The 26,406-nt window shown below is 41.1% G+C and carries 21 protein-coding genes and 1 tRNA gene; 5 read left to right on the top strand and 17 right to left on the bottom strand.

What is annotated here, in order from left to right:
- Positions 1-20: 20 nt before the first annotated feature.
- The 9 genes from ACO1PF_RS09780 to ACO1PF_RS09740 form a co-directional block, all read right to left on the bottom strand.
- Positions 21-1,445: an ABC transporter substrate-binding protein gene (locus ACO1PF_RS09780; RefSeq protein WP_423188866.1), complete on the bottom strand. Its 1,425-nt coding sequence runs from the start codon at positions 1,443-1,445 to the stop codon at positions 21-23.
- 401 nt (positions 1,446-1,846) lie between these two features.
- Positions 1,847-2,860 (bottom strand): LacI family DNA-binding transcriptional regulator, encoded by a 1,014-nt coding sequence (locus ACO1PF_RS09775; RefSeq protein WP_423188865.1) that lies wholly within the window; start codon positions 2,858-2,860, stop codon positions 1,847-1,849.
- 112 nt (positions 2,861-2,972) lie between these two features.
- Positions 2,973-3,794 (bottom strand): carbohydrate ABC transporter permease, encoded by an 822-nt coding sequence (locus ACO1PF_RS09770; RefSeq protein ID WP_423188864.1) that lies wholly within the window; start codon positions 3,792-3,794, stop codon positions 2,973-2,975.
- A gap of 21 nt (positions 3,795-3,815) precedes the next feature.
- Positions 3,816-4,697, bottom strand: a complete 882-nt coding sequence (locus ACO1PF_RS09765) for a carbohydrate ABC transporter permease (protein ID WP_423188863.1) — start codon at positions 4,695-4,697, stop codon at positions 3,816-3,818.
- A 71-nt stretch (positions 4,698-4,768) separates the two neighbouring features.
- Positions 4,769-6,031 carry a sugar ABC transporter substrate-binding protein gene (locus ACO1PF_RS09760; protein WP_423188862.1) on the bottom strand — a complete coding sequence of 421 codons (1,263 nt, stop codon included), beginning with the start codon at positions 6,029-6,031 and terminating at the stop codon, positions 4,769-4,771.
- An 89-nt stretch (positions 6,032-6,120) separates the two neighbouring features.
- Complete coding sequence (locus ACO1PF_RS09755; protein WP_423188861.1) at positions 6,121-9,459, bottom strand: GH36-type glycosyl hydrolase domain-containing protein; 3,339 nt, start codon at positions 9,457-9,459, stop codon at positions 6,121-6,123.
- Positions 9,460-9,470: 11 nt separating this feature from the next.
- Complete coding sequence (bglX, locus tag ACO1PF_RS09750) at positions 9,471-11,630, bottom strand: beta-glucosidase BglX (protein ID WP_423188860.1); 2,160 nt, start codon at positions 11,628-11,630, stop codon at positions 9,471-9,473.
- A 227-nt stretch (positions 11,631-11,857) separates the two neighbouring features.
- Positions 11,858-12,643 (bottom strand): alpha/beta hydrolase, encoded by a 786-nt coding sequence (locus ACO1PF_RS09745; RefSeq protein ID WP_423188859.1) that lies wholly within the window; start codon positions 12,641-12,643, stop codon positions 11,858-11,860.
- A 12-nt stretch (positions 12,644-12,655) separates the two neighbouring features.
- A complete protein-coding gene (locus ACO1PF_RS09740) occupies positions 12,656-13,066 on the bottom strand; it encodes an OsmC family protein (RefSeq protein ID WP_423188858.1) in 411 nt (136 codons plus the stop codon).
- A gap of 727 nt (positions 13,067-13,793) precedes the next feature.
- On the opposite strand from ACO1PF_RS09740, the gene ACO1PF_RS09735 reads away from it, so the two are divergent.
- Complete coding sequence (locus ACO1PF_RS09735; protein WP_423188857.1) at positions 13,794-14,009, top strand: C4-dicarboxylate ABC transporter; 216 nt, start codon at positions 13,794-13,796, stop codon at positions 14,007-14,009.
- 416 nt (positions 14,010-14,425) lie between these two features.
- Here ACO1PF_RS09735 and ACO1PF_RS09730 read toward each other — a convergent pair.
- Positions 14,426-14,499: transfer RNA gene (locus ACO1PF_RS09730), tRNA-Arg, on the bottom strand.
- 244 nt (positions 14,500-14,743) lie between these two features.
- Between ACO1PF_RS09730 and ACO1PF_RS09725 the strand changes: the two genes are divergently transcribed.
- A complete protein-coding gene (locus tag ACO1PF_RS09725) occupies positions 14,744-15,370 on the top strand; it encodes a YczE/YyaS/YitT family protein (RefSeq protein ID WP_423188856.1) in 627 nt (208 codons plus the stop codon).
- A 222-nt stretch (positions 15,371-15,592) separates the two neighbouring features.
- A complete protein-coding gene (locus ACO1PF_RS09720) occupies positions 15,593-15,955 on the top strand; it encodes a DUF2512 family protein (RefSeq protein WP_423188855.1) in 363 nt (120 codons plus the stop codon).
- A 79-nt stretch (positions 15,956-16,034) separates the two neighbouring features.
- Here the strand turns inward: ACO1PF_RS09720 and ACO1PF_RS09715 are convergent, their stop codons facing one another.
- From ACO1PF_RS09715 to ACO1PF_RS09690, 6 genes are all read right to left on the bottom strand, one after another.
- Positions 16,035-17,792: an ABC transporter ATP-binding protein gene (locus ACO1PF_RS09715; protein WP_423188854.1), complete on the bottom strand. Its 1,758-nt coding sequence runs from the start codon at positions 17,790-17,792 to the stop codon at positions 16,035-16,037.
- Positions 17,789-19,579: an ABC transporter ATP-binding protein gene (locus tag ACO1PF_RS09710; protein ID WP_423188853.1), complete on the bottom strand. Its 1,791-nt coding sequence runs from the start codon at positions 19,577-19,579 to the stop codon at positions 17,789-17,791. The genes ACO1PF_RS09715 and ACO1PF_RS09710 overlap by 4 nt, the downstream gene beginning before the upstream one ends.
- Positions 19,580-20,576: 997 nt before the next feature.
- Positions 20,577-20,894 (bottom strand): PTS lactose/cellobiose transporter subunit IIA, encoded by a 318-nt coding sequence (locus ACO1PF_RS09705; RefSeq protein WP_423188852.1) that lies wholly within the window; start codon positions 20,892-20,894, stop codon positions 20,577-20,579.
- Positions 20,895-20,921: 27 nt separating this feature from the next.
- Positions 20,922-21,239: a PTS sugar transporter subunit IIB gene (locus ACO1PF_RS09700; RefSeq protein ID WP_423188851.1), complete on the bottom strand. Its 318-nt coding sequence runs from the start codon at positions 21,237-21,239 to the stop codon at positions 20,922-20,924.
- 132 nt (positions 21,240-21,371) lie between these two features.
- Positions 21,372-22,355: a Gfo/Idh/MocA family protein gene (locus ACO1PF_RS09695; protein WP_423188850.1), complete on the bottom strand. Its 984-nt coding sequence runs from the start codon at positions 22,353-22,355 to the stop codon at positions 21,372-21,374.
- A gap of 86 nt (positions 22,356-22,441) precedes the next feature.
- Positions 22,442-23,284 carry a metallophosphoesterase gene (locus tag ACO1PF_RS09690; RefSeq protein WP_423188849.1) on the bottom strand — a complete coding sequence of 281 codons (843 nt, stop codon included), beginning with the start codon at positions 23,282-23,284 and terminating at the stop codon, positions 22,442-22,444.
- Positions 23,285-23,308: 24 nt separating this feature from the next.
- Here ACO1PF_RS09690 and ACO1PF_RS09685 point away from each other — a divergent pair, with 24 nt between their 5' ends.
- Positions 23,309-23,545 carry a hypothetical protein gene (locus ACO1PF_RS09685; protein ID WP_423188848.1) on the top strand — a complete coding sequence of 79 codons (237 nt, stop codon included), beginning with the start codon at positions 23,309-23,311 and terminating at the stop codon, positions 23,543-23,545.
- Positions 23,546-23,854: 309 nt separating this feature from the next.
- On the opposite strand, the gene ACO1PF_RS09680 is transcribed toward ACO1PF_RS09685, so the two are convergent.
- Entirely contained in the window at positions 23,855-24,112 is a 258-nt protein-coding gene (locus ACO1PF_RS09680) for a hypothetical protein (protein WP_423188847.1), read from the bottom strand.
- Between the two features lie 622 nt (positions 24,113-24,734).
- On the opposite strand from ACO1PF_RS09680, the gene ACO1PF_RS09675 reads away from it, so the two are divergent.
- On the top strand, positions 24,735-26,072 hold the full coding sequence (locus tag ACO1PF_RS09675; RefSeq protein ID WP_423188846.1) for a sodium-dependent transporter: 1,338 nt from the start codon (positions 24,735-24,737) through the stop codon (positions 26,070-26,072).
- Positions 26,073-26,406 lie beyond the last annotated feature (334 nt).

The following is a 26,406-nucleotide window of genomic DNA, read 5'->3' as shown; positions in this document are numbered from 1 at the left end:
TTCATTCGCTCATTTTAATTTTATTCTTCAGAAATGCCCATTGCCTCGACTGCTTCGTCATGCGCTTGTTGAGCTAACTCTTGTAACTGTGATGCATAGTCCTGGAAATTGACATTGCCGGCAACACTTTGGTCGAGAATATAACCAATAGTTGCATTTTCTTCTTCTCCAATTGAGACACCTGTTGTGGCTTCAAATCTTGAGTTAACATATCCAGGTACAACTTTAAATCCTTCAACCATTGCGCCGTCTAAGTCGTCGTAGGCTGCTTTGATTCCCGGGATATCCACTTGTTCCCAATAGGCGTCCAAGATTTCCTGATCTGTTGAGATCGGTAGAGTATTGAATCCAAAATCATTCTCTTCAACAAAGGCTACACGTTGCATAAAGCCTTCTTTACCGAATGACATAAACTTGGCAAACTCATAGGCTTCTTCAGCATTTTCTGTGCTCTTAGCAATACCGATAAAGTCATTTACAATGACGTTGTTGCCACCGGGTATGCCGATAAAGTCCCAATCAAAGTCTGTTTCAGTTGTAAACGATTGATTCATCCATGTTCCATTAAATGAATAAGTGATTTGACCATTTCGGAAGGCTGCGCCTGAATCTCCGCCACTCATTCGTTCTTTGTCTTCTTCGGACATATTTACATATGCGTAGCCATTTGCTGCGATGTCACGGGCTGTGTTGATTCCTTCAGCCATCTCCGGAGAGTCCAGTGAATATGTGCCTTCTTGTTCGTTGTAAGTAAACCAGCCCAACTCTTCGTTCACGGAACCTGGATACCAGTCAGCGATCTGAGCTGCTATTTCTATTCCAACAATATCCTGATCGATATTCGTGGATGATCTGATCCCTTCCAGGAATTCATCCATGGAGACCCCATATTCTGCTAGAGGCAAGTTCAGGTCATTGAGTATGTCATTGTTCACGTAATACCCCATCAGGTGAGTGGCAAATGGAATGGATACCGTTTGACCTTCGATTTGGGAAGCTGTTCTGATGGCTTCTGGAATCATTTCAAATTCTTCATCGGCTGCAGCGATATCGGAAACATCCAAAAGCCAGTCGTTTGAATAACTGGTGGGGATGTTGTTCATCATGAAGACATCGGGTAAGTCTCCGGCACTAGCCGCTGTAGATAATGAGCCGTCCCAGTCATCTGTCGTCACAGTATCATCGATCACAACTTCGATCCCGTCTTGAGATTCATTGAACGCGTCGATCATCATGCGTTCGATATTCGCATCGCCTTCAGTTCCGAGGTTCCAGTTTGCATAGGATAATGTGACTTTGTCTCCCGAAGTTGTTTCTTCTGAAGTTGTCTCTCCTTCATTACCGGTTTCCTCTGCTGTATCACCATTATCGCCACAAGCAGCTAACACTAAACTCCCTAACATCAAGCTTGAAATACCAACCATGACTTTACTCTTTTTAAACATTTTTTCTCTTCCTCCTTTTTTTGTTGAAACGTTTCGACAACTTGATTATAAACTAATTATTAAGCGTTTACAACTGCTTTTTCTACATAATCATATATATATAAATACATTTAAATTTTTTTGCTCATTAAAGCGATTAGTAAGCCGTTCATTTTTCAAAACCCAAGATCGAGCCGAGCACGACAGACTCACCGACTTCCCCCCTCGTCCTAGACACATTAGGTGTCAACTAGTCCAGGTATAATCCCGGCGTATTTTAAATACAATAAAAAAGCGCTATCCGACAAAAAAATGCTCGGAATAGCGCCAATACGATCTCCTTTTGAAATCTTGAAAACGTTAAGGACAAATTAGATGCTTCACTGTATTTGCCCCCAGTCCGGTCGGGATTCCCTTAAGAGTTAAATTTTAAAATAGGTCGATACGGTTTTATTTGCCACGTCTTCTTCTTTGATCAGTTTTTGAAGAGACTCCAACGCCATAGCTCCCCAGTTATATTTTGAATACGACACACTCTTAATGGGGGGCATAAGGTATTGACTGATCTGGTTTTTATCGAAACCTCTAATGAAGATGTTTTTACCGATAGGATAGTTTTTTTCTCTCAAGTAATTGTGTATCCCCAGTGCCATTTCATCGTTCAAGGCGAAAACACCGTAATTCCTCCCCGACTCAAACTGTATATCTTTTCCTGCCAGATATCCGGATGCTTCAGTGAAATCGCCTTCGATGATTTCACATTCGATATTATTGGCTTTTGCGACTTCGACTGCCGCCTCCACACGTTCTGAACTATCGTGGTTATGTACCGGTCCGGAAAGGATGCAGAGCTTGTCGATTTTTTCGTCAATCAGCGATTGTACCGCCTCTTTGGAGCCTGCTTTGTTATCGAGTAAAACGGATCGTATCTTCTCGTGCGTCAACTTCCTGTCGAGCACGACGATCGGAAAACTGAGATCGGCATATTTCAATAATTCCTCATTTTCATATGTCATGTCCAATACCAGGATGCCGTCGATCAAACGCTGCGGCAAGAACAAACGGGATCGTTTCCCCGAGCAGATGATCAATTCCAGTCCCAGTTCCACCGCTTTCTGATGCATGCCTTCCAGTAATTCGCCATAAAAGGTCCCTTGATAAGAAGATAAATAGACCGCAATAATATCTGTTTTCTGTCTTCTTAGGTTTTGCCCGGCCAGATTAGGGATATAATTCATGTCATTAGCCATAGCTAAAATTCTTTGTCTTGTCGGCTCGCTTACTCGCGGGCTGCCATTTAAAGCATAGGACACCGTCGAGATAGATACTTCTGCTTTTTTTGCGATATCACGTATCCCTACCAATTCATTCACCTTTTCTATTTTAGACTTGTATCTTTGATAAGTTGTCCACATCTGATCATGTGGCTTGTTCATTTCACTCCTGCTTTTATTGAAAAAAACTCAGTAAAGTTAGCTCTACTGAGTTTTTCTTCATTATAAAATATTTTTTTGTTCGCTCATTCGCTTTAGTATCAACAAGTTCAAATCATTTTTCACCAGAAATATTGAATCCAGTCAAGATGTATTTTTGGAGAACAATGAACATGATCAAGATCGGAATAACCATGAAGGCTGCTCCCGCCATTTGCAGGGCATGGTTTGATGCGTGCTGTCCCTGTAGCAACTGCAGTCCGACAGATAATGTATAATATTTCTGATCGTTTGCAATAATTAAAGGCCATAAGAACGAGTTCCAACCGCCAATAAACGTCAGGATCCCCTGTACAGCAAGGATGGGTTTGGAAAGCGGCAGTGCCACTCTAAAGAATACATAGAATTCACTGGCGCCATCCAGCCTGGCTGCTTCAAAGAATTCTTCTGAAATACTTGAGAAGAATTGTCTGAACAAGAATATGCCAAACGCACTTGTCAGTGTAGGCAAGACTATCCCAAGATAAGTGTTCGTCAGACTCAGCTCATTCAGTATCAGATAAACTGGGATCATGGTAACTTGTCCAGGGATCATCATCGTGGCCAACACGAGCATGAACAGGAATTCTTTACCTTTGAAATCGTAGTGAGCAAAGGCAAAGCCTGCCATCGCATTTAAAAACAAACCGATGAAACTAAGCGCTGTAATGATGACCGTGTTTATGAAATAGACATCAAAATTCAGACGTTCAAACAAGATCCTGAAGTTATCAAAGGTCCACTGTTCCGGGAATACATTCTGTTCCAGAGAGACTATTTCAGCATTTGTTTTGAATGCCGAAAGAATCATCCAGATAAATGGAATAATGGTAAAAGCTCCCCAGACTGCCAAAACTATCCCTATTACTATTTTTGTTTTTCTATCAACATTAATCATTTTGATTACCTCTTCCGATTACTATTTGGTATCTACTTTCTGGATACGTAATTGTACAATGGTCGCAATGATGATCGCAACAAATAATAATAGCGATCCAGCTGCGGCATATCCGAAATTATTTAATTGGAAACCATTTCTATAGATGAAGAGTGCGACACTGATCGTACTGTTAAGTGGGCCTCCATCGGTCATGACGAATGGTTCTTCGAAGAACTGCAACCAACCGATAATTGTTGTGACAACTACGAAAAAGGTTGAAAATTTCAATTGCGGGATCGTTATTTTCCATATTTGCTGCCATCTGCTCGCTCCGTCAAGCTGTGCCGCTTCATACATGGAATCCGGAATACTTTGTAAAGCGGCTGAGAAAATCAGCATATTGATACCGATGGCCCTCCACACTGCCAGTATAATTAAAGACATTTTAGAAATGTCCGTATTCGTTAACCAGCCAATGGGACCTAAGCCAACCAAAGCTAATAACTGATTCAGTAAACCAATATTCTGGCTCGGGTTGAAAAGGAATGTCCAGACCAGGGCTACCGCAACAATGTTGGTGATCGAAGGTGAGTAAAACACCACTCTCATCATCGAGAAATAACGGTTTTCTCCGAGTTTGATCAAGATTGCAATGGTCATTGAAAGTACAATGACTAAAGGAACACCCATCGTAACGTAAAAGAGTGTATTTTTTATAGCAGTTATAAATACTTGATCGTCTAAAATCTTGGTATAATTTCCGATTCCTACGAAACTTATTCTTGAGTAATCAGCTAAACCAGCCAAACTCATATCAGTGAAACTGATAAACAACGCTAGAAAGATCGGTAAAATTGAGAAGACGAACAACAAAAAGATTGCAGGGGCAAGAAATAGATAGGGTGCTTTTTTACTTTTCATACATTATTTTCCTTTCTAAAGAAAAAGACTCAGAGAATATGACGTATTAAATTCCCTGAGCCTGAATTCTATTAGTCTAACATGCTTTGTACTTCTGCATTATAGCTATCAAGTGCTTCTTGTGTATCTGCTCCACCTATAAGGATCGATTCAAATGTAGATAAATATCCTTGAGATATTGCATCCCATTCTTTGATTACAGGCATGTGTTCTGAACTTTCAAGCTGTTCACCGAATACTTCGATCAACTCGTCTTGGAAAGGTTCTTCTTCCCAGGTTGCAGTACGTGCTGGAAGTGAACTTGTGTTTTCATAGTATGTCAGCAGGCTTTCCGTACTTGTCATATGTTCGATCAAGTTTACGGCTTCTTCAACATTCTCTGAACTGCTCCAGACAGACAAGTTAGCTCCGCCGGTATTGGACATGTTGTTTTCTGGTCCTTCTGGTAACGTTCTGACTGACCATTTGCCTTCAATATCAGTTGTTTCGTTTTGTATGTTAGACATTGTCCACGGTCCACTGATGAACATCGGAACTACACCTTCACCACCGAATGTTTGAGAAAGTTCTAAGCCCAGGTCTTGACTCGGTGAAGAGCCATTGTCGACAAAACCTTTAAGATAGTCGATTGCTTCTACAAATTCGGGTTCATTGATCACTGCCTGACCGTCTTCAGTTATGATTTCAGATCCGTTTTGTCTAGCAAACATGAAACCAAAGGTCTGTTCCTGGAAGTTGATATCGAAACCATACATATCATCTCCTCTTTCAGATAATTGCATAGCTGCATCGGACAATTCATCCCAAGTGTTTGGTCCGTCCGGATAGCCGACTTCTTCCAGTAAATCTGTTCTATAGTATAAGGCACGTGTTTCCGTATACCAAGGTACACCATAATAGGCATCATCGATGAGTGTTGTATTGATATTACCTTCATAGAAGTTCTCAGCCTGCAGTGAATCGCTTGCCTCGATATGTTCTGTCAAATCAGCTAGTGCGCCAGCGTCAGTGAATTCTGCCATAAAAGACGAGCCCATTTGAACGACATCAGGACCATCTCCGGATGCGACGGCTGTTAATAGTCTGTCATGTGCTGATGCCCAGGGAATACTTTGTAAATTGATATCAATACCCGTTTCTTCAGTATAGGTATCAAAAATTTCCTGCGCTTGTTCGTTACCATCACCCATGATCCAGACAGATAATTCATCTACTGAAGCATCTGAGTCTGTATCTGTGTCAGTATCTGCGGTATCGCCTGCACATGCTCCAAGTATACTTAACGTGGCTAATGTCGCACTACCTTTGAATAATAGGGATAATTTTTTGTTCATTTTGATTTCCTCCTTATTTGGTGAAACGTTTCGACAAATTTATTATATACCTAATGGAAACCGTTTTCAAGAGTTTGGCATCATTACGTTCAATAATTTATCAAGATTACATTACTTGTGTTATTTAATTTTGATTTCAAGTCGTTTTTGGCGATTTTCCATCCGGTGGTTCGGTAGATATTATCGTTTTTCTCTGTATCAATTGCGCTCTCATTGACACTGATGCTACGATTTTCCGGATCACTATTGAAGACGATCGTCGCCGGTTCATTCATGATTTGAGTATGGACTTTTAATCCACTTAAGTGTTCTGGGATAACCGGATCAAATATCACACTCTCGGCATCTTCTCTCATGCCCAGTACGTTAGACAGCAACTGGTTCAGGTAAATCCCCGGTCCGCTTGAATAAACACGCCAGCCGCCTTTGACTTCGATTTCTCCTTTGCGCAGTTTATCGTAGTTGTTCTGCGCTTCATAGCGGTCATCAAATGCTGCATCTGAGCTGCTGAAGTAGGCATTGCTTTGTCTGATCTGGGCATTCGGCACATGGTCTTTGATATTGATCGGGTTGATCTTCAAAAGATTATCCCATGTTTCATCTGCTTTACCGATCTTAGCCATGGCCTCGACGTAACGGATATGTGCATGGATATATAATAGCCCTATTTCTCGGCCAAAGTTTGCGGCTTGTTCTGCACGTTTGAAGTTGGAACTGACGCCACCCTTGTACTCGGCAGGTTTGTTCATCAGTCGGATTCCGTCATTGAATGTCAACTCCCGCTTGATGATATCCAAATGTGTGTTTACTTGTTCGTCGTCGAACAGTTCGCTGATCATGCTTCTGATCATTGGCAGTAAACGGTAAGTGATGCCTGTTTTGGTATCTGTCGGATGGATCATAAAGTCCGTTTCGTCTTCTTCCATATAAATGAATCCTGGAATGACGTCGTCAGCCATGATTATTTTTTCATAATCGGCCTTGATTTCCTGTGCTAGCTCAGCTAATTCAGCGTGAAGCTTTTTATCTTCTTTCTCGATGCCTCGGGCCAAGGTATTCAATGCCTGATAAGTTAGCGCGACGGTCCAGCTGCTGGCCATGTATTTTTTTAATTTCTGATTGAAAGGCTGCAAGGTGTCGTCCCAGTCGCCGTCGCCATAAGAAGATAGGGTGGTTCCTTCTAAAAAGTGTGTTGTGATGTAATCCAGTTCCATATGAAGATGCTTCAATAGCGGTTCTGTTTCATCGGTCAACGCTTTCGTCTCTCTTGATAAATAAGGCAACTCTTCATTCAAGATAGCGTAGTCTTGCGTTGCGGTTAAATAATCGCCCAATAATTTCATCGGCCAGACAATGATATCGCCGTGACTTTCGTCAGAATGAATACTTGTATATTTATCAAACATGAACCATTGCGGCCAGCTCCCGTCTTCCACGAATTGGTGACTGAACAGTTTGAAAATGATATCTTTGACCACATCGTATTGTTTCATAGCCAGGAAATACTCTGCCGGTCCTTGAGCGATATCTCGTGTGCCCCAGGCAGCTCCGCCGTATTGCTCCAGACCATGAGGAACCAGATAGTGGACGAACATGTCATGGGTATACCACCACAGTGTCAGGTTCATTTTTTCGACTTCTGAGGAAACCTGCTTGTCAGCGTGTTCCAATTTCAAATCGTTCATCAAGGACGCATAGAAATCTTTGAAGGCTTCTTTTTCTGTTTCAAAATCAAGAGTTACGGGTTCAAAAGCCTTCCCTTCTACCGTTCCCTGCATGATCAGTGAAAAAGTATCTGTCGCCGGTACATCCATGACGAAAAGAGAAGACGTTGAACCATTCTCTTCCGTTGTTAAGCTTGCCCCATCAGAACATGCAACGGTCGGTCCTTCGACTTTCATATAATAGGTCAATTCAGGATAAGCTTGCTTGACGATACTCTTTTCACTGGGCTTGAACGTGACCAGATTGTCTTCTTGCTTGTAATAATACGGTACGTTACACTCGCTGTCATGCAGGACGACTTGGTTTGTGACTTTGTATGCATAGTTTTTACCGCTTGCCGCTTTTACCGTCAACTTGATCGTATGGGTTTGGCTGTCAGTAAAGTTCGTCACGTTAAACGTTTCGTCTGCTGTCTTGTATACCCATTTCACATAGTTGAAGCCCATTTCAAACAGTGATGGCATGGTAAGCAAATGATACTGCTCATCTGTTTTCACATAGATCCGCTGACCCTGAGCTTTCAGGATGTTTAAATGGTTGCGTGTGTTGGTTATAAATTTGTTCATTGATGTATTCCCCAGCACGATCTGTGAATTGAACACACCTGCTATCCATGAGGTTGTGGAGATGATCGGTTCATCCACTGTCAGCTCGTTTTTGGTGTAAATGATATGGCCCTGCTGACGTTCCAATTCAATTTCTTTTTCTTTCAACGTGATGTGACTATAATCTTCGGTAAAGAATGAAACCAGCTTCTCCTCGATCATTTCTTCCTGCAGGCGATCTGGATAAGCTTGTTCTAGCTCTGCCTGGGTCATACTTTCTACCGGAAGCGGCTCACCTATCGCAGGCGACAGTGATATTTTTGGTACGTCGCGGTAATCAGCGTTTTTAACCAGTTTGTTCCAACTGGACTGCACGTCGTCTTGGTATTCCACTTCTGTAATGGCTTTTGGGTGAGTATGTTTATATAAACCATAAAAGACGAACGCCTGTGTTCCGTTTAATTCGACTTTTTCTGACTGCAAAGCGGTGTAGTCAAATTCATACTGGTAAACTTTATTTTCCAGTTCCGTTTTCGACAAGCGTTCGATTTTGTCGGTTTCTTTATAGGATTTACCGAAAAACTGGAACCCATCTGTTGAGTAGCCGACCATATTCGTCAATCCACCTTGTTGAATGTAAGGAAAGACTTCCTCAGCCTGGTTCTGTCTCGAACAGACGACAAACCCGTTTTCCTCATCAAAGACTGAATGTCCGACGTATTGAGCGACGTATCCTTCGTTCGACTGCAAAGCACCTTGATAATTCAGACCTAGATCCCAACCATAAACGACATCAACGGTTTTATCCTGGCCTGTTAAGTCAACGGTCCAGAACCACGTGTTTTCTTCGCCCAACTGGAACGTTACTGTATAATCGACCTCTTTGAATGTGCCTTGCCATCTGACGCTCTCTTCACCGATTGAAAACTTACTGTCCGAAGCGATACCAAGCATGGGTGCATAGGTGATTTCGCTTCCTTCATGCATTCTTAAGAATAGATTATTCATCGAGCCGTCCAGGGTATTTCCCAACACCTGGTTCAGCATGACTCCATGGGCACTGGCTTTCAGTATATCTCCCGTAGGAAGAAAGACAAATTCAGTATCTTTCTTCTTCAAGACGTGTGTATTTTTCATTTCTGTATTTACTTCTATCATATATAGGCTCCTTACTGCTCTTTTAACAGGAATTTTTTTGACTCTGTAACAAGGCTGCTTCCCCCAGCAAATACTTCAAATTCGCCAGTGTCGGCTGAAACTGATAGATCAGAATGCACATAACGCAACATATCTGTGGACACCTTAAAGGTTACTTTTTTTGACTCTCCGGGCTCAAGCGTTATTTTTTCAAACCCTTTAAGTTCTCGCTTGGGTCTGACCACTTCGCCGACCAGGTCACGGACATAGAACTGAACGACTTCTTTCCCTTTCACCGTACCGCTGTTCGTCACCGTGATGGTCACTTCAAGTGTCTCGTCCTTCGTCATGTGTTCTTTTGAAAGAGTTAACTCACTGTATAAGAAAGTTGTGTAGCTTAAACCATACCCAAAAGCATATTTCGGATAATTGGAACAATCCAGATATTTTGATGCATATTTTCTGTTTGTCGTCGTTTCGACGGGTCTGCCTGTACTGAAGTGATTATAGTAGACCGGGATCTGACCGACATTTTCAGGGAACGACATAGGTAATTTACCTGAAGGGTTTGTTTTGCCTAAAAGAATATTTGTGACGGCTTGACCGCCTTCTGTTCCAGGGAACCAGGCTTCCAGTATCGCGTCAGAGTATTTCTCCACATCATTCAGATCCAGCGGTCTGCCGTTGAACAAGACTGTAACGATAGGTTTGTCCAGTTTTGATAAACGCTTCAATAAGTCGATCTGTGCTGGCGGCAGTTTGATATCTGTCAGACTGGCCGCTTCACCACTCATATCTGCACTCTCACCCAAAGCCAGGACAATGATGTCGGCTCCAGACGCGGTTTCTTCCGCTGCTTTGAGTAACTCTTCCGTTGTCTCTTTTATTTCACTGCCTTTAGCATAAAGTAGCTGATCCGGTGCAAGCCGTTCTTTCATGATATCAAATATCTGACTGGCAGAATCTGGTTCGCCTTTCCAAGACCATTCACCCAGCATGTTTTCTCCTTTTGAAAATGGGCCGATCAAGGCAATTTTTTGCTTTTGTGCATCGAGCGGTAATACCGAGTTGTTTTTAAGCAGCACCATCGACTCTTCGGCTACACGATTTGCTTTTTCCCGGTGATCGTCTGAAAAGATCAATTGTTTCTCTTTCTCTGCATCGGCTGCCCGGTATGGGTTTTCAAACAAGCCCAGTTTATTTTTCAATCTAAGTATTCTTAGCACGGCTTCATCCAGAGATTTTGCAGACACTTTACCTTCATTGATAAGTTCTTCTAAATGTCTAATGTAGGTAAACGTCATCATTTCGATATCGAGTGTGGCGGTCATTGCTTTCAGTGCCACTTCTTTCTCATCGGCTGCCACACCGTGTGGAATGAGTTCTTTAACAGCACCCCAGTCGGATATGATGACCCCATCAAATCCCCATTCTTTTCTCAAAACATCGTTGAGCAACCACTTGTTTCCGCTGGACGGGATGCCATCGACGGTATTAAACGACGTCATGACCAATTCTGTTCCAGCGTCTATGGCTGCTTGGTAAGCGGACAGATAATCTTCGCGTAACTGACGCTCTGACATATTGACCGTGTTGTAGTCTCTCCCGCCTTCAGGTGCGCCGTAAGCGGCAAAATGTTTCACGCAGGAAGCGATAGCGTAGGGATCCGAATAATTTTCGCCTTGATAACCGTGTACAAATGCTTCTGCGAAACGTTCATTCAAGTGTTTGTCTTCACCGGTCGTTTCCATCACTCTTCCCCAGCGCGGGTCACGCACCAAGTCGACCATCGGTGAAAAAGTCACATGCAGACCGGAAACGGCTGCTTCAATCGCAGATACACGGGCACTCTCTTTGGCTAAGTCAGTGTTCCAAGTCGCACCGATTCCTAATGGGATAGGGAAAATCGTTTTATAACCATGAACTACATCGGCCATAAAAAGCAGCGGAATATTCAAGCGACTCTCTTTCAAGTAACGCTCCTGAATTTTTTTAGTTGCTGCCGCTCCTGAAGCACCGAGTATTGAACCCGCTATCGGCACTAATTTTTTGGGGATACCCATTTCGGCTAACGGACCTGTTATTTCAAAATTTTCTGAAGCATATGGTTCACCTGAGATCTGAGACAATTGACCTATTTTTTCTTCCACTGTCATCTCGTTCAGTAACTCGATCAATTTATTATTCTCCACGCTATCACTCCTTTAACATCTGTTGAAACATTTTTTTTGTGTATTTATTTTTGTTTATTTGTATCTGTCTTTCTTTGTCGAAACGTTTCGCTAACTGAATTATAAGCATAAACAAATTATTTTGCAAGTGCTTTCTTAAATATTCTCAAAATAGTTGACTGGTCGTTTTGAACCACAAAAAAAGACCAAAAGCATTCTTGATTTGAAATGCTTTTGGTCCGAGTATTTTAGTTTTCGTAGATCCATTCTATCGCATGTTCAATAATCATATCCCAAAACTTCCAGTCGTGTTCCCCGGGAGCCTCGACGTAATGATGTGCAATTTTTTCTGTTTCCAGCCATTCACGCAGCAAACTGTTTTCTTCATATAGAAAGTCTTCTGTCCCGATAGCTAGAAATAGATCGGGTTTAGTTTTCGCATTTTCAATCACCTTATAGAGATCGATCGAATCATCCATACCGGTAAAGGTATCGCTTTGTATGATGAATTTCAGTTTTGTGTTTATGGCGTTGTTTTCAGATAAATCGTGCACCTGATCATTTTTATGCAGGACACTGCTCGATAAACCGATGATTTTACTGAACGTCTCATTGTAAACATAGCCGTTTCTCAAGGCGCCGTACCCACCCATGGATAAGCCTCCGATATAGGTATCTTCGCGTCGGGTCGAAAGTGGGAACAAGTTGCGCGTGACATTGACGAGTTCTTCTCCGATGAATTTACCGTAATTCGAACCATCTTCAAGGTCAACATAAAAGCTGTTTTCGCCCGCCGGCATGATGACAGCCAAATTATACTGTTCAGCCAGCTTGACGATTGAGGAGTTGATTATCCAGTCTTCATGGTTGCCGTTCCAGCCATTCAATAGATACAAGGTTTTGAATCCCTCCGGCTTTGCTTCCGCCTTGGTTTCATAATCGTACAGTGACTTGGTGGACGTTGGAATGATCGCCGCGAATGTTACGTTACGCTTTAATTCTTCTGATTGAAAGGTCGTTGTAAGTGTGGCCATTGGGTTCGCTCCTTATTTTTTAGGATCTTCGACTTCTTCGCCATTTAATACTACTTTATAGCTCAAGTCCGCATTCAATGAATTAGCGACCGAACAGTATTTCTCATCACTTAATTTAACGGCACGCCAGATGCGGCTTGCCGGAACGTCTCCATCCAAATGAATAGTGATCGCAACAGATTTAAAGAATTTTGGTGCCTCTTCGTTTCTGTCACCATCCGTATCAATTTCCAGGCGTTCAATTTTATCTGCATAAGGTTTTAAAACCATCATAATATCGATGCCCATACACCCTGCCAGTCCACCTAAGACAGCTTCCATCGGTGAGACCCCATCCCCATTTGGATCTAAGTGCATCGTATTGCCTGTTTTATTTGTCATCGTGTAGGCCATGTTGCCTTCCCATTTTGTTGAAACTTCCATCTGATACAACTCCATTCTATATTTTTTCGCTTACTTAAGTATAGCATACGTTAAACGAACAGAACATATGAATAACATTTCCTAAACAGAGACTGTTCATTGTAGTAACTCATGCAAAACCATTAAACCCATTGATAGAACTATGTAGATTTTCCTTTTAAAAAACCAGAACCAGCTCTTTAATGCTTTTGATACTCGCTGACTGGCGAGTATTGTCCTTCTAAAACTTTAAATGAAGTGGAAACTGACCCTCAAGTCAGTTTCATCCCCCTTTGATTCCATTTTTTTCGTTCTGATTCCTGTATTTCTTGCAAGTTCGACACTTTGCAGACGTTTTCGCTTCGCTAAGTGCTGAATGGAGGTAGGTTCGGTAAGTAGCCAGAGGCTTAGTTGCTCAAAGTGTCGAAGTTGGTACAGGTTCGGTTGATTGAGAATATCAAAACGCCGCTAATGACCGAATGGAGGCTCATTCGGTCATTAGCAGCGAACAAACTTTTTCTAAGTGTCGAAGTGGTAGCAACTTCGGTAATTAGCTGAGAAGTTGCTGCCACTAATTACCGAATATCAGACTGTTCGACACTTTGGAGCAATACTAAGAATCCTACTTACCGAACCTGCCGACAAATCAGAATGAATAATTTGTTTTACGTTATTAACTTTTAGTCGTAATCTTCCAGTAATTCTGATATGGTTTAAACAGTGAATCTCTAAGAAAGGAGATTATTTTATGGAAAACAATGGTTTATCAAAAAATACAGGATTATATCTTGGAATGGCAGGAATCTTTCTAGCTGTATTGGGCTACTTCACGTTTCAGATGCCACTTGGCTTTTTTGCCATCGTATTAGGTATTATAGGTTTACGTTCTCCTATAAAAACACTTAATTGGATCGCTATCGTTCTGGGTACCATCGTTCTTGTCTTGGGAATATTGGTTCTATAATAATTTAACAAGTCAGGTCCAACCTAGCTAAGTGAAAGCTAACAGAACAAAAGCCTCTTAGAGTCAGTATTTTCATCTGACTCTAAGAGGCTTTTGTGTTACGCAGTTTTTGTTTTGCATCAAATTTCATTATCGAATTTACACCAGCAAGATTTAATGAGTTGATGCCCTTGAATCCTGATCCACCAATCTGATTTTCCGACTCATTTTTCACTAGTCACTTCCATACTATCAAAGGTGTTGATGTGATTGTCCACTTGTGGACCACTAGCCAAGTCGAACCGGTTTTCAACAAAAATGAATGGTGTAGGCCTCTCACGAATACAGAATAGCATGTTTCGTTTGTTGGGAGTCTCTTGACCATACAGAAAAGCAGAAGCTGAGATAAAAGTCTCAGCTTCTGCTTTTCTTCCTAATAGAGCTAGTCGGATTCAAACCGACAACCTTTTCCTTAGGAGGGAAATGCTCTATTCAATTGAGCTATAGCTCTGTTATCATACGTTTATATTATACTACAAGAGCAGCCAAGAAACTAATACAATTGGATAGTCATGCATCATTATTTGGAAAAATACCGAGTTGAACCTGATTGCTTCTATTTAAACAAAATCATATATGGCAGAACGACTTGATTAACTGCTTGATTTCTTAGAGTTTTCTTTTTTAAATTGACTTTAACTATTTCAGCACGTATGATAATTAGTGGACCAAATTTTTAAAAAAGAGGTATTTATATGAAAAAAATTAAAATTACTTATTCATTGATCGGAACTATTTTTATTGCTTCAGCTGTGACTTTTTTCCGGTTGGCAAGTTTAGGAACAGATCCCTACACTACGTTTAACTTAGGTTTCAGTATGTTATTTAATATGGAATTCGGTATTTTCCTTATGTATTCAAGTTTGCTTATGCTTATTTATGTATTCTTTGTCAATCGAGCGTTGATCGGTATCGGAACCATTTTCAATATCTTTCTTGTGGGTAATCTTTCTGACGTTTTCGTCTCATTGATCACAAATACGTTTGGCACGATTGAAGGATTGGTTATTCGTATAATCTTATCGGTGGTTGGTATTTTATTCTTATCCATCGGTGCTGCGTTGTATATCGAAGCAAAAGAAGGTGTTGCGCCGTATGATGCGATGCCGATTATTCTATCTGGAAAATCCGGTATGTCATACCGTTTTTCTCGTGTCATTATAGACGTGTCGATAACCATTATAGGCTTTTTATTGGGTGCCAGTTTAGGCGTCAATACTATTATCACTGCCTTTTTCTTGGGTCCGTTTATACAGTTCTTCCGTGAGATTTTCTATAAAGATTTAAACACCAAAAAGTTACGTTATTCAGCAAAAGAGTAATCCAATAGTTTAAAAGGTTCTTAAGGACAGACGATCCTTGAGAACCTTTTTTTGCTTGAAATTCTTCATGTAACCAATTGATTTTTTTTATAGAACACTCAAACTGTCTATTGCTGACCTTTTCATCTCACATCAACTTATCGGATCAAAAAAGTGTTATAACTTGTTTATTTACTCCGTTCGCTTTACTCTCAATTTGTAAGGATAATGGAGGCGAGAAATGTGAGACATGTCAGAGCTTTTGGGATCAAATTAGCTGTCCATCTTTTATGGGCATGGGTGTTGTTTCATCTGATTTATTCGTTTGCACTTTCAGCTGCAATTATTATTGCTGTCATCTCAACTATTCTCTTATATCTTCTTAGTGACTGGTTTATTTTGAGAAAACTCGGCAACCTACCTGCAACGTCAGTGGACCTTCTCGCCACTCTAAGCGTGGCCTGGGTCTACCTCAATATGAGTGGAAGCACGGGCATCTTTTTTCCTAGTTTATACTTTGCCTTAGGTATCGGATTTTATGAGCTCATCTTTCATGAATACCTCACTAAAAGTGGTATCGTTCCAGACGAGCGCCCCTCGCGTTAATTAACCTTTTTATCTTTAATCCAATTTATTGAAAAAACCATTCTGCTCTGATTTTAAGAGCGGAATGGTTTTAAGTTTATCAAGACCCGATCGTCTGACCTTTCCTTTGCATTTCATACATTTCTGAATAAGCGCCTTGTTTCCTAAGCAACTCATTATGTGTCCCGCGTTCGATAATATTCCCTTGATCGAGGACTAAAATCTGATTGGCATGTTGGATCGTCGACAATCGGTGAGCGATGATAAAAGTCGTTCGTCCTTCTTTCAAGACGTTCATCGCGTGCTGGATGATTTCTTCCGTTTCCGTATCGATGGATGATGTTGCTTCGTCCAGGATAAGGATTTTAGGATTAAAAGCGAGTGCACGCGCGAAGGAAATGAGCTGGCGCTGGCCGGAGCTTAATGTGCTACCTTTTTCTACGACATCTTCATCGATCCCTTTTTCGAATTTATCGAGCAACTCTTCTCCCCCAACATCGATGAGGGCTTGAGTTGCTGTTTCTTTGGTGATAGACGGATTGTCCATCGTTATATTGGAATAGATCGTGCCGGTGAACAAGAATGGATCCTGCAGGACGATACCCATGTCTTGGCGTACCGACTGTCTGGAAAATTCTTTTGTGTTTTGACCATCAACCATGATCGTACCCGATTGAGGATCATAAAAGCGGAATAGCAGATTCATAATGGAACTTTTTCCAGAACCGGTATGTCCTACTAACGCAACTGTCTGGCCTGGTTCTGCTACGAAATCAATATCCGTTAACACTTCCTTGTCTTCGGTGTAACTGAAGTGAACGTTGTTGAACGCAACACGACCTTGCCCCACTTCCAACGTCTCTGCTGGATTGTCTTCCGCCTCCATATCCATCAGTTCAAAAACACGGTCACCGGCTGCTATTGCCTGCTGTACAAAGGCAATTTGCTGAATGGTCCCTTTAATTGGTTCATACAACCGACCGACATAATCCCCGAATAGATAGAGCATCCCTACTGAAATGCCAAATACCCCGTTGATGTATTGGGTACTGAAGTAGACCATGAGCAGGAGCAGCGAGAACCTTCTGAGGAAATCGGCAAATGTCCATTGAAAAGCTGAATCCAGGATAACGTATTTACGCATGACGTCATACCATTTATCATTGATTTCTTCAAATTCCGCTTGCATCTTTTCTTCCTGTTCAAATGCCTGGATGATCTGCATGCCCTGGATCGATTCATTCAATTTTCCGTTGATGTCTGAATTGTATTCGCGTTCTTTACGGTGAAATTCTCTCGCATATTTTGTGTAGAATTTATTCCACAAGTACATGATCGGGATGAGTATCAGCAGTGTCAATGCCAACCCTTGATGGAAGAATGCAATGGCGACATAAGCCCCGATAATATAAAAGACATTAACTAAGATTTGTCCGACTGTTGCAACATAAAACTGTTGACGCAGGCTTTCTGTATCGTTCGTTATGCGTGCCACGATTTTCCCGGCAGGCTGATTGTCAAAGTAATTGATCGGCAGCTCCTGAACGTGGGTATAAAGTTGATCTCGCAGGATTTTTATGATCCCGTTGGCTGCGCGCATGCGGTATATAGACGAGACGTAACGCATAACGACCGTCGAGACCATCAAGCCAAAGTAAATGGCGATCAACTGGATAAGCGTTTCGGTGATGGCTTCGCCTTCCTGAGCGGCAGGTGTGATGACATTGTCGATGACACGCTGCGCAATGATCGGTGCGCCTAAATCTGTGATCGTGGACAGCATGACTAAACCAATGCCAATCGCAAAATAACCTTTAAAATACTTCATGTATGAAAGGAGTCGTTTGACTGTTTTCATTTGTCATCACCCCTTTCTCTCAAATCTGTTTGTCGCGTTACATCTGTCTCACTGGTAGTTTCTTTGATTTCTTGTTTTATAAACTGGTCATAGTACCAACCGTGTAATTGTATCAGTTCATCATGCGTTCCGCGTTCAACGATGCGACCGTTGTCTAACACAACGATTTCGTCTGCATTTTTAACGGCAGAAAGACGGTGGGTGGAAATGATGGTCGTTTTTCCTTTTCTCACGTCTTGAATGTTTTGAATGATCTTCTGCTCTGTCTTCGCGTCCACCGCAGAAAGCGAGTCATCCAGGATCAAGATTTCTGGATTTTTTATCAATGCTCGCGCAATCGAAATACGCTGTTTCTGTCCGCCAGAGATGGATATGCCTTTTTCACCGATCATGGTATCCAGGCCGTATTCCATATTTTTCAGGTCTTCTTCAAATGAAGCTAATCGGATACTCGTTAAAATATCATGATCTGTAGCTTCCAGTTTTCCAAAAGCGATATTATCTCTAACGCTTCGGCTGAACAGAACGTGGTCCTGCGGTACGTAACCGATAAGTCGTCTGACAGAAGGGTCATTGTAATCGCTGTAAGCACGCTCCCCCATTTTAAATGTTCCCGACCCGGCTGGAAATTGGTTCAGCAGTTGACGAATCAACGTGGTCTTGCCTGAACCTGTCTTGCCGACGATCCCCAATGTTTTTCCTTTGGGCAGTGACAGATGAATGTCTTCCAAATTTATTATTTCACTTGAATCGTAATGGAAAGTGAAGGCTTCAAACAGGAAATCCCCCACTTTTTCAGCTTCAACTTTACCGGCAAACTTCAGTCCGTCAGTCGCTTGGGTAATTTCTTCCACACGGCGCATGGATGCACTCCCCTGCCTCAAGATCAAGATGAGTTCGGATACCGAAATAATTGGCCAGATCATCATTCCCAAATACATTTGAAATGCAATGATGTCACCTACGCTGAGTGCGCCTTGAGATACTAGGATCGATCCGTAACTTAAGGCAATCATCGTGCTGATCCCCGCAAAGGCTTTGACCGTTGGGGCAAAAATTGCCGAGATTTCAGACACACGGTTATTCTTTTTGAGTAATCCGGAAGTCTGCTCTTTGAATTTCGAAATAAAATCCGCTTCTTTTACATAAGCACGTATGACGCGCATCCCGTCGATCATTTCTAAAACATCATCATTGACTGATGAGAAAGATTTTTGAGCGATTTCATACGCTTTGTCGACTTGCGCACCTTTCACTTTAATCACATATGCCATGGGAAGTAAGGGAATCACCGTGGCAAAGGTCAAAGGCCAGCTCACGGTTATACCCATCATAATGACTATGGTGGTCGTAAAACCGGTCGCACTCATCAAGACAAGCATCCCGTAACCGGCTGTGTCCGCTAAAGCTGAAATGTCTTGTGTGCCTCGAGCCATTAAATCTCCTGTACGGAACTTTTCAAAATAGGGTGCCCGCATACGCAGGAAATGACGCATCAAAGTACTGCGCATCTGCTGCTGCAGCTTGTATGCACCAGAAAATAAGCCGTAACCCCAGATGAGATCCAATCCATAAGTAATAAAAATGAGCGCTGCGAACTGAATGCTGTAGGTGATGAGCAAGTCCCTGTCCATTTCTCCTGTTACGATAGCATCGATGTATCGGCCAATAATAAAGGGAATGAATACAGCAAAGACATTGGATAAAGCCAGAGTAAAGAACGAGATAATGTATTGCCATTTGTGTTCTTTGAAGAAAAATTTCAATTTTATTAGAACGTCAAACATAGGGCCTTCCTTTCTTTATCAGATCATGGAGAATCCAAAAGCATCCACACTATCTGACACCTGAGTTTTTTCTATTCGTGTAAGTCGGCAAAAAAAAAAGACAGTCTGTCCCCTTTAAGAGAATAGACTGAATCACCCACTTACGGGTTTATACATGTCGGTTGGACAAATTGATTCTAGTGTATCATCTGGGAGGAATGTGCGTGATTCACTTTATGCTCAAGTCGTGTGACTTTGTTCAATCTTCTGTGGCTTGTTGGGCTTATCATCGGTGTTCCTCCTCCCTAAATATGTAAAAATCTTGCAACCTCTTTTCGCTTTCAACTATACACTGAAACGCTTTCTAATACAATAACTCTTCGGACTTTTTTAACATTACTTTTATTTAGAAAACTCTGGGAGTTTGTCCCAGAGTTCATCATTTTAAAAGAACTTGATCATTTATAATAATGTGGTTGAACGTCAGACGTTCAACTTCCTGATTTTGTTAGTACGGTTTGAGTTTGGGCTTGGGTATTTAATGGCTCAGTGGTATTTATTTTCTGAATCTGTCATTTGGTGCACGGAATGTCGAACTCACCCTCTATTTATTTCTAAATCTGTCATTTGGTGCACGGAATGTCGAACTCACCCTCTATTTATTTCTGAATTTGTCATTTGGTGCACGGAATGTCGAACTCACCCTCTATTTATTTCTGAATCTGTCATTTGGTGCACGGAATGTCGAACTCACCCTCTATTTATTTCTGAGTCTGTCATTTGGTGCACGGAATGTCGAACTCACCCTCTATTTATTTCTGAGTCTGTCATTTGGTGCACGGAATGTCGAACTCACCCTCTATTTATTTCTGAGTCTGTCATTTGGTGCACAGAATGTCGAACCCGCCAAATAATTGTTTACGGATCCGCACTTTTGTTAAAAAAAGAACTTGAACCCTCAACCGTAGCCTTCACTAACTGCAGTGAATGGCTTCCATTAAGAATTCAAGTTATTAAGTTATAAGCGTTTATATAGATCAATCATTTCTTCTGCCAAATCACGGTAAGTCATGGCGTTCATCAAGTGATCTTGCGCGTGCACCAGCAAAAGATTTATTTCAAAAGATTCTCCCGAGGCTTCCTGCGTCAATAAATCGGTCTGCACCTTATGGGCTTTTTTGATTGCCGCATCGGCGTCTCGGATTTTTTCTTCTGCTAAGTTGAACTTGTCCTTTTTGGCTGCATGGATCGCTTCCATAGCGCTACTCCGTGCATCCCCGCCGTGTATGATCAAGGTCATGGCGATTTCCATCATTTGGTCCCTGCTTTCAGGCATGGTGATTCCCCCTCAAACGATCAACTATTATTGAATGAGTTCCAGGGCAGCATTCAAGACATTTTCCCCGTTCATGGTTCCGTAATCACGCATATTGATGACTTCGACTAAGATGCCGTTTTCCTTGGCTAATTCTTCAAACTTAGGTTTCATGTAGCGTACCTGCGGACCAAGTAACATAACATCGACAGGTTTGGTTTTCAACTTCTCTTCTGCTTCACTTCCTGAAACGGCAAAAATGTGTGCATCAATGTTTTGCTCTTTAGCGACTTCCTGCATTTTGGTTACCAAGATACTGGTGCTCATTCCTGCTGCGCAGACAAGCATAATGTTTTTCGTTGCCAATTAAACCACTCCTAAGAATAATTTTCTTTTTGCTCTTTCTATCCCCACATTTGAGGCTTTCTTTGATTTCATCATACACCTCTCGACATTTGGTGTCTAGCAATGCGTGACCGGAGTTATAACAAATCGAAATTAGGCTTGGCGTCTAATTTGATCCAGGACATGATGAACATCGTATGAAAGTGTCAACCATTCGTCTAGCACTTTTTTATTTTCTTTTTGATTTGGGTCCTGCATGACTTTGGCAAATGCTTTGGCTTCCCATATGAGTGGATTATCTGCCGATTTGCCGAGTGCAACTGCATGACTTTCATGCGTTTTGGCATCCACTAATTCAGCTTTTTCCAGTCCTGTGATAGCATCTAAAACCAATGTCTGATCCAAACTGTAGACCTCTGAAGGCACAGTTGCGGTCACGATTTTCCCGTAATGTAAGGTAACATCAAAGTCTTCATAACGAAGGATCGCTGTTCCTTTTCCATCAACGCCTGTGCGGATAGTATGAGAAAAAGCGTGAACAGATTCAGGCTTACCAAACCAGCGTAAGGCAGCATATATCGTATAGATTCCTAAGTCGTTGGCTGCACCACCGGCAAATTCAGGTGAAAAGATCGGTGGTTCTTCTCCTGCCAGGACGTTATCATAACGCGAGGAGTATTTGCTGTAAGTTAAGGTTGCTCCGGATATACCTCTAAACGCTTTGATCATATCTGTGATTTTTATAAAGTTGGGTTCAAATATATGGCGGGCGGCTTCAACCACGACCACGCCTTTTTCTTTAGCCAGTTCAGTCAGTTCCGTCCACTCTTCCAGTGAAGCGACCATTGGTTTTTCCACGATCGCATGTTTGCTGTGTTCAATTACTGCTTTCGCCTGGCTGAAATGCAAGCTGTTCGGCGAGGCAACGTAAACGACGTCGATGGTCGTATCATTTAAAAAAGCATCAAAGTCATCATAGGCTTTTTCAGCATTGTATTTTTTCTTGAATTCATCTGCTTTATCCATATGACGCGAATAAACGCCTTGATATGCATACGCGTCACTCAACTGTGCAGCTTCGATAAATTGTTCGGTGATTCCGCTCGTTCCAATTGTTCCTAAGCCTAATTTTTCCATTCAAATCTCTCCTCTAATATTTTTATTAAATATAGAAAATTTTTCATTAAGATTACCGATCTCGTTCGAACTCTATTTTAATTGTTTTAATTAAAGGTGATGACTACGATTTCCGGGCGATTATTTATACGAAATGGAAACGTTGAATTGCTTAAACCGCGAGAGACGATCATTCGTTTAGATGGATCCTCAAGATGAGCAAATAAGCCGTAATCATAATCAGGAAACATGCCTTGACCGGGCGCAAAAACGCCCCCGATGATCGGCAAACGAAATTGGCCGCCGTGAGTGTGTCCACTTAAAATCAGGTCAGGCATTTTCGTTTTATCCAACATATAATGAACAAAGTATTCCGGTCGGTGTGCCAAAAGTATTTTAGGACTCTTGACCATTTGCTGCGTTAATTCTATAGGACCTAATATTGGCTGAGGCAGATTTGACTGATCTTGTCTTTCTGCTAATCCCATCAACGCAATGCCTTTAGCAAATTTATCCGGAAGCATGACGGCTTCATCTAGGAGCAAGGTCACATTAGCTGTTTCCATAATATTCTTAAAGTCTTCAAATGAACCACTCTTGATGTCGTGATTTCCAGTGATAACATATGTCGGTGCTATTTTAGCGCACTCTTCGACAAACCGTCTGAGTGGTGTATCGATAAAGTCTTCAAGTCCCGCCTGCACTAGGTCTCCGGTAATAAAGATGTAATCCGGCTCCTGTTCATTCGTTTTATCTAAAATCGTCTCGACAAAGCTTTTATTGGTTTTAGAATTGAAGTGTAAGTCACTTAATTGGACCACTTTCTTCCCCTGCATGGTTTCACTCAACTTAGGAATGGTCAAGGCGTAATTTGTTATTTCTATCAAGTAGTTCTGTATGTATATATAAATGAGTATCGTAATACTAAAAACTAAAAATATCCAGGCCATAAATGTTTCCTCCAAAATAATATAATGTACAATAAAAAAATGCCACTCTTATTGTACCACAGAATGAATCCTGCGAGCGTTGTTTATTCATCTACCCGAAACTGTAATGATTTAACCTTATTAGTCATCTATGCAGACAGGTACAGCTTACATCCTGCTCGATGGCATCGGTTCAGTCGTTCAGCCGCTAAAACCGCGCATATTAAAGATACAGTCGGTTTTTCAATCATTAAAGACGAGCCAGTTTACGCTACCGAATAAAAGAATCCAGCACAAAAAAACCTTCGCTAGTTTGAAAATTTCAACTGACTCAGATAAACTATATCTTCACCACCGAGATAAGTTCGGTTATTCAGGTATAGAAAAGATATAATCATGCACACTAAATAAGCCGATGAGATTCATTCGAAAAATGGCGATATAATATTGTTAGATGCAAAACTGAAGATGACTGGGAATATGATGTTGATAAAGCGAATGAAATATAAGAAATGGAGGAAGAAGATATATAACTGAAGCAATCAAGCTATTATAAGCGACAAAGCTTATGTATGAATACGGGTTAATTTATTATTCATGGTAATAATACAAATTTTCAAATGAAATCGAGCGGATCATTTTTCTTTCATGAAAATCTTCCTGCATCAATGAAACTGTTGCTGTATTCATTTTAATGAGGTCATCCCATTCCATATGATAACGGTGTAATATTATATCCAAGGGACAATCTAATTCGCCGTCCGCATTTTCAATCAATTCATCGTCACGAATCAATAATTCTTTTGATTCTGTCGGTGTATCAATTACATAAATAAAACGTTTTTTCATTAATATCCCTACTCTCTAACAGGTTGGTTGATCAATGAGTAACAGAAAACTACATATACATGTGTATATTAAGCCTTATTATACTAGAGAATAGAGTGATTGTCTGTGTCCATTTTAAGACAATTCAGTCAATGATTCGTGAAAAAGTTCACTTAGTTTAGACACGTTTTAAATTAGAGAAAGCTACAAATGAAAATTCACCTTTTAATTATAAGATTTATCGACTGTTTTCAGTTTGTGAATAAATTCGAGACTCATATAAGTAAACAAATACCAGCGTACAAAAAGTGATGATCTCAAAGCAATCGATTGATTGCTTCCTTTGTTCCTATTGTTTCAGCAATTCATTTGACACTAGCACTCTCTCAAATTTTTTCCAATAAAAAAACTTTAATAAGTCGATTTAGTATCTATTTCTTCCTCTATTTAATAAAACTTCTGTATAACTAAATTAACGTATTTCAGCCAATAAGTCTCATTTATAATTTAGAAAGCCTTTTCTCCTGTTAAATCAATCTTTTTCTTTGAAATAACTCTTGTATTATATAAATAAATCATATAGAATGAGAAACATCATTAAATTCTAATCTTATTTTAATGTAAAAAACAAGGAGTGATTACAATGCAAACGAAAAGAGAACAGTGGGGCTCTCGGTGGGGGTTCATACTAGCAACAATGGGATCGGCAGTCGGTCTCGGAAATATTTGGCGATTTTCATACGCGATGGGGTCTAATGGCGGTTCAGCATTCTTAATTATTTATTTAATCAGCGTTATTCTTTTAGGCTTCCCAGTCATGTTGATCGAATTTTCAATTGGAAAACGTGGTCAGGCAGATGCGGTCGAAGCCTTCAAGAAAATCGCACCCAAGTCTTCCTGGTACATCGCCGGTGGTCTAGGTGTGCTGGCCTCCTTCTTGATCTTATCCTTTTACGGTGTTATCGGTGGTTGGTCCCTCCGCTATACCTTTGAATATTTAACCGGAGGAATTACCGGTGATTCACAAGCCTTTTTCCTAGACTTTATCGGACAATCCTATGCACCTGTTTTATGGTCTCTATTGTTTATGGCTATAACTGTTGGGATCGTATTCCTAGGGGTTCAAAAAGGAATCGAATCCTCAAGCAAATGGATGATGCCCATCTTGAGTATCCTGGTTATCGGGTTAGCAATTTACAGCTTGACTTTAGGTGGCAATGCCGAAGCCTTTGCGTTTATGTTCCAGCCTGAATGGTCTGCGTTTGCTGATCCAAGTGTTTATCTAGCAGCTATGGGGCAAGCTTTCTTCACATTAAGTTTAGGTATGGGTATCATGCTGACTTACAGCAGTTATTTGAAACCAGAAGAACGTTTAACTTCATCTGCCGCAATCATTATTGCGTTAGACACAGGATTTGCTTTGATTTCTGGACTTATGATCTTCCCAGCTCTCTTCGCTTTCGGCTTAGACCCATCTGAGGGTGCCGGACTCGTCTTTGTCGTCTTACCGGTAATTTTTGAAGCCTTAGGTGGCGTTGGAATGCTTGTTGGTTTAGTATTCTTTATTCTGTTATCCCTTGCAGCTTTGTCTTCTGGTATTTCATTGCTAGAAGTATCGGTCGCTTACTTTATGCGCAAACTCAACATGTCGCGTAAAAAGGTCACTATCCTTGTAGGATCGGTCATCTTCCTGCTAGGCGTACCGTCTTCATTAAGTCAAGGAGCAGTCGAAATAACTGTATTAGGAAGTAGTTTCCTAGACTTCATGGACTTGTTTACAGGTAATATCCTCTTGCCATTGAGTGCCTTGATTTCTGTTGTCTTCTTTGCCTGGACCTGGACGAAAAAAGAAATCCTGGAATACACTGATTTGGATAAAGGATCTATGGGTCCTTCTTTCATTGGATTATCGAAATTTGTTGCTCCAATGGCTATTGGTGTCGTTTTATTCTTCGGCGTCTTTAACTGGTTGTTCGTTTAAGCAGAGAAGAAACACTCATTAAAATAAATAATCAATACTTCTGTAAGGATCTCACGATCTTTATGGAAGTTTTTTTTCGGAGTGGAAAAGCTTTATAGGCTAAAGCTTTCCTTATTAGGCATTTGTTCTGTAACGAAGACTTGCTTTTCTTTCGTAAAGATAGCTTCAGCGATATTTGAGCTGGTTCGGTAAGTACCTATTAAACTTCTTTTTGAAACTACCGAACTTGGACTTGTTCAGTCAGTACAAGCTTTCAATAGCAACGTAATAGCCGAAGGCAGTCCAACTTCGGCTATTACGTTGCAGCATTCTTCTGGAACCTGTCGAACTCGTG

Source organism: Alkalibacterium sp. f15, from assembly GCF_049389645.1.
Taxonomy (GTDB): domain Bacteria; phylum Bacillota; class Bacilli; order Lactobacillales; family Carnobacteriaceae_A; genus Alkalibacterium.
Note: the sequence above shows the minus strand (reverse complement) of the source record. Positions and strands in the feature narration are given on the sequence as shown.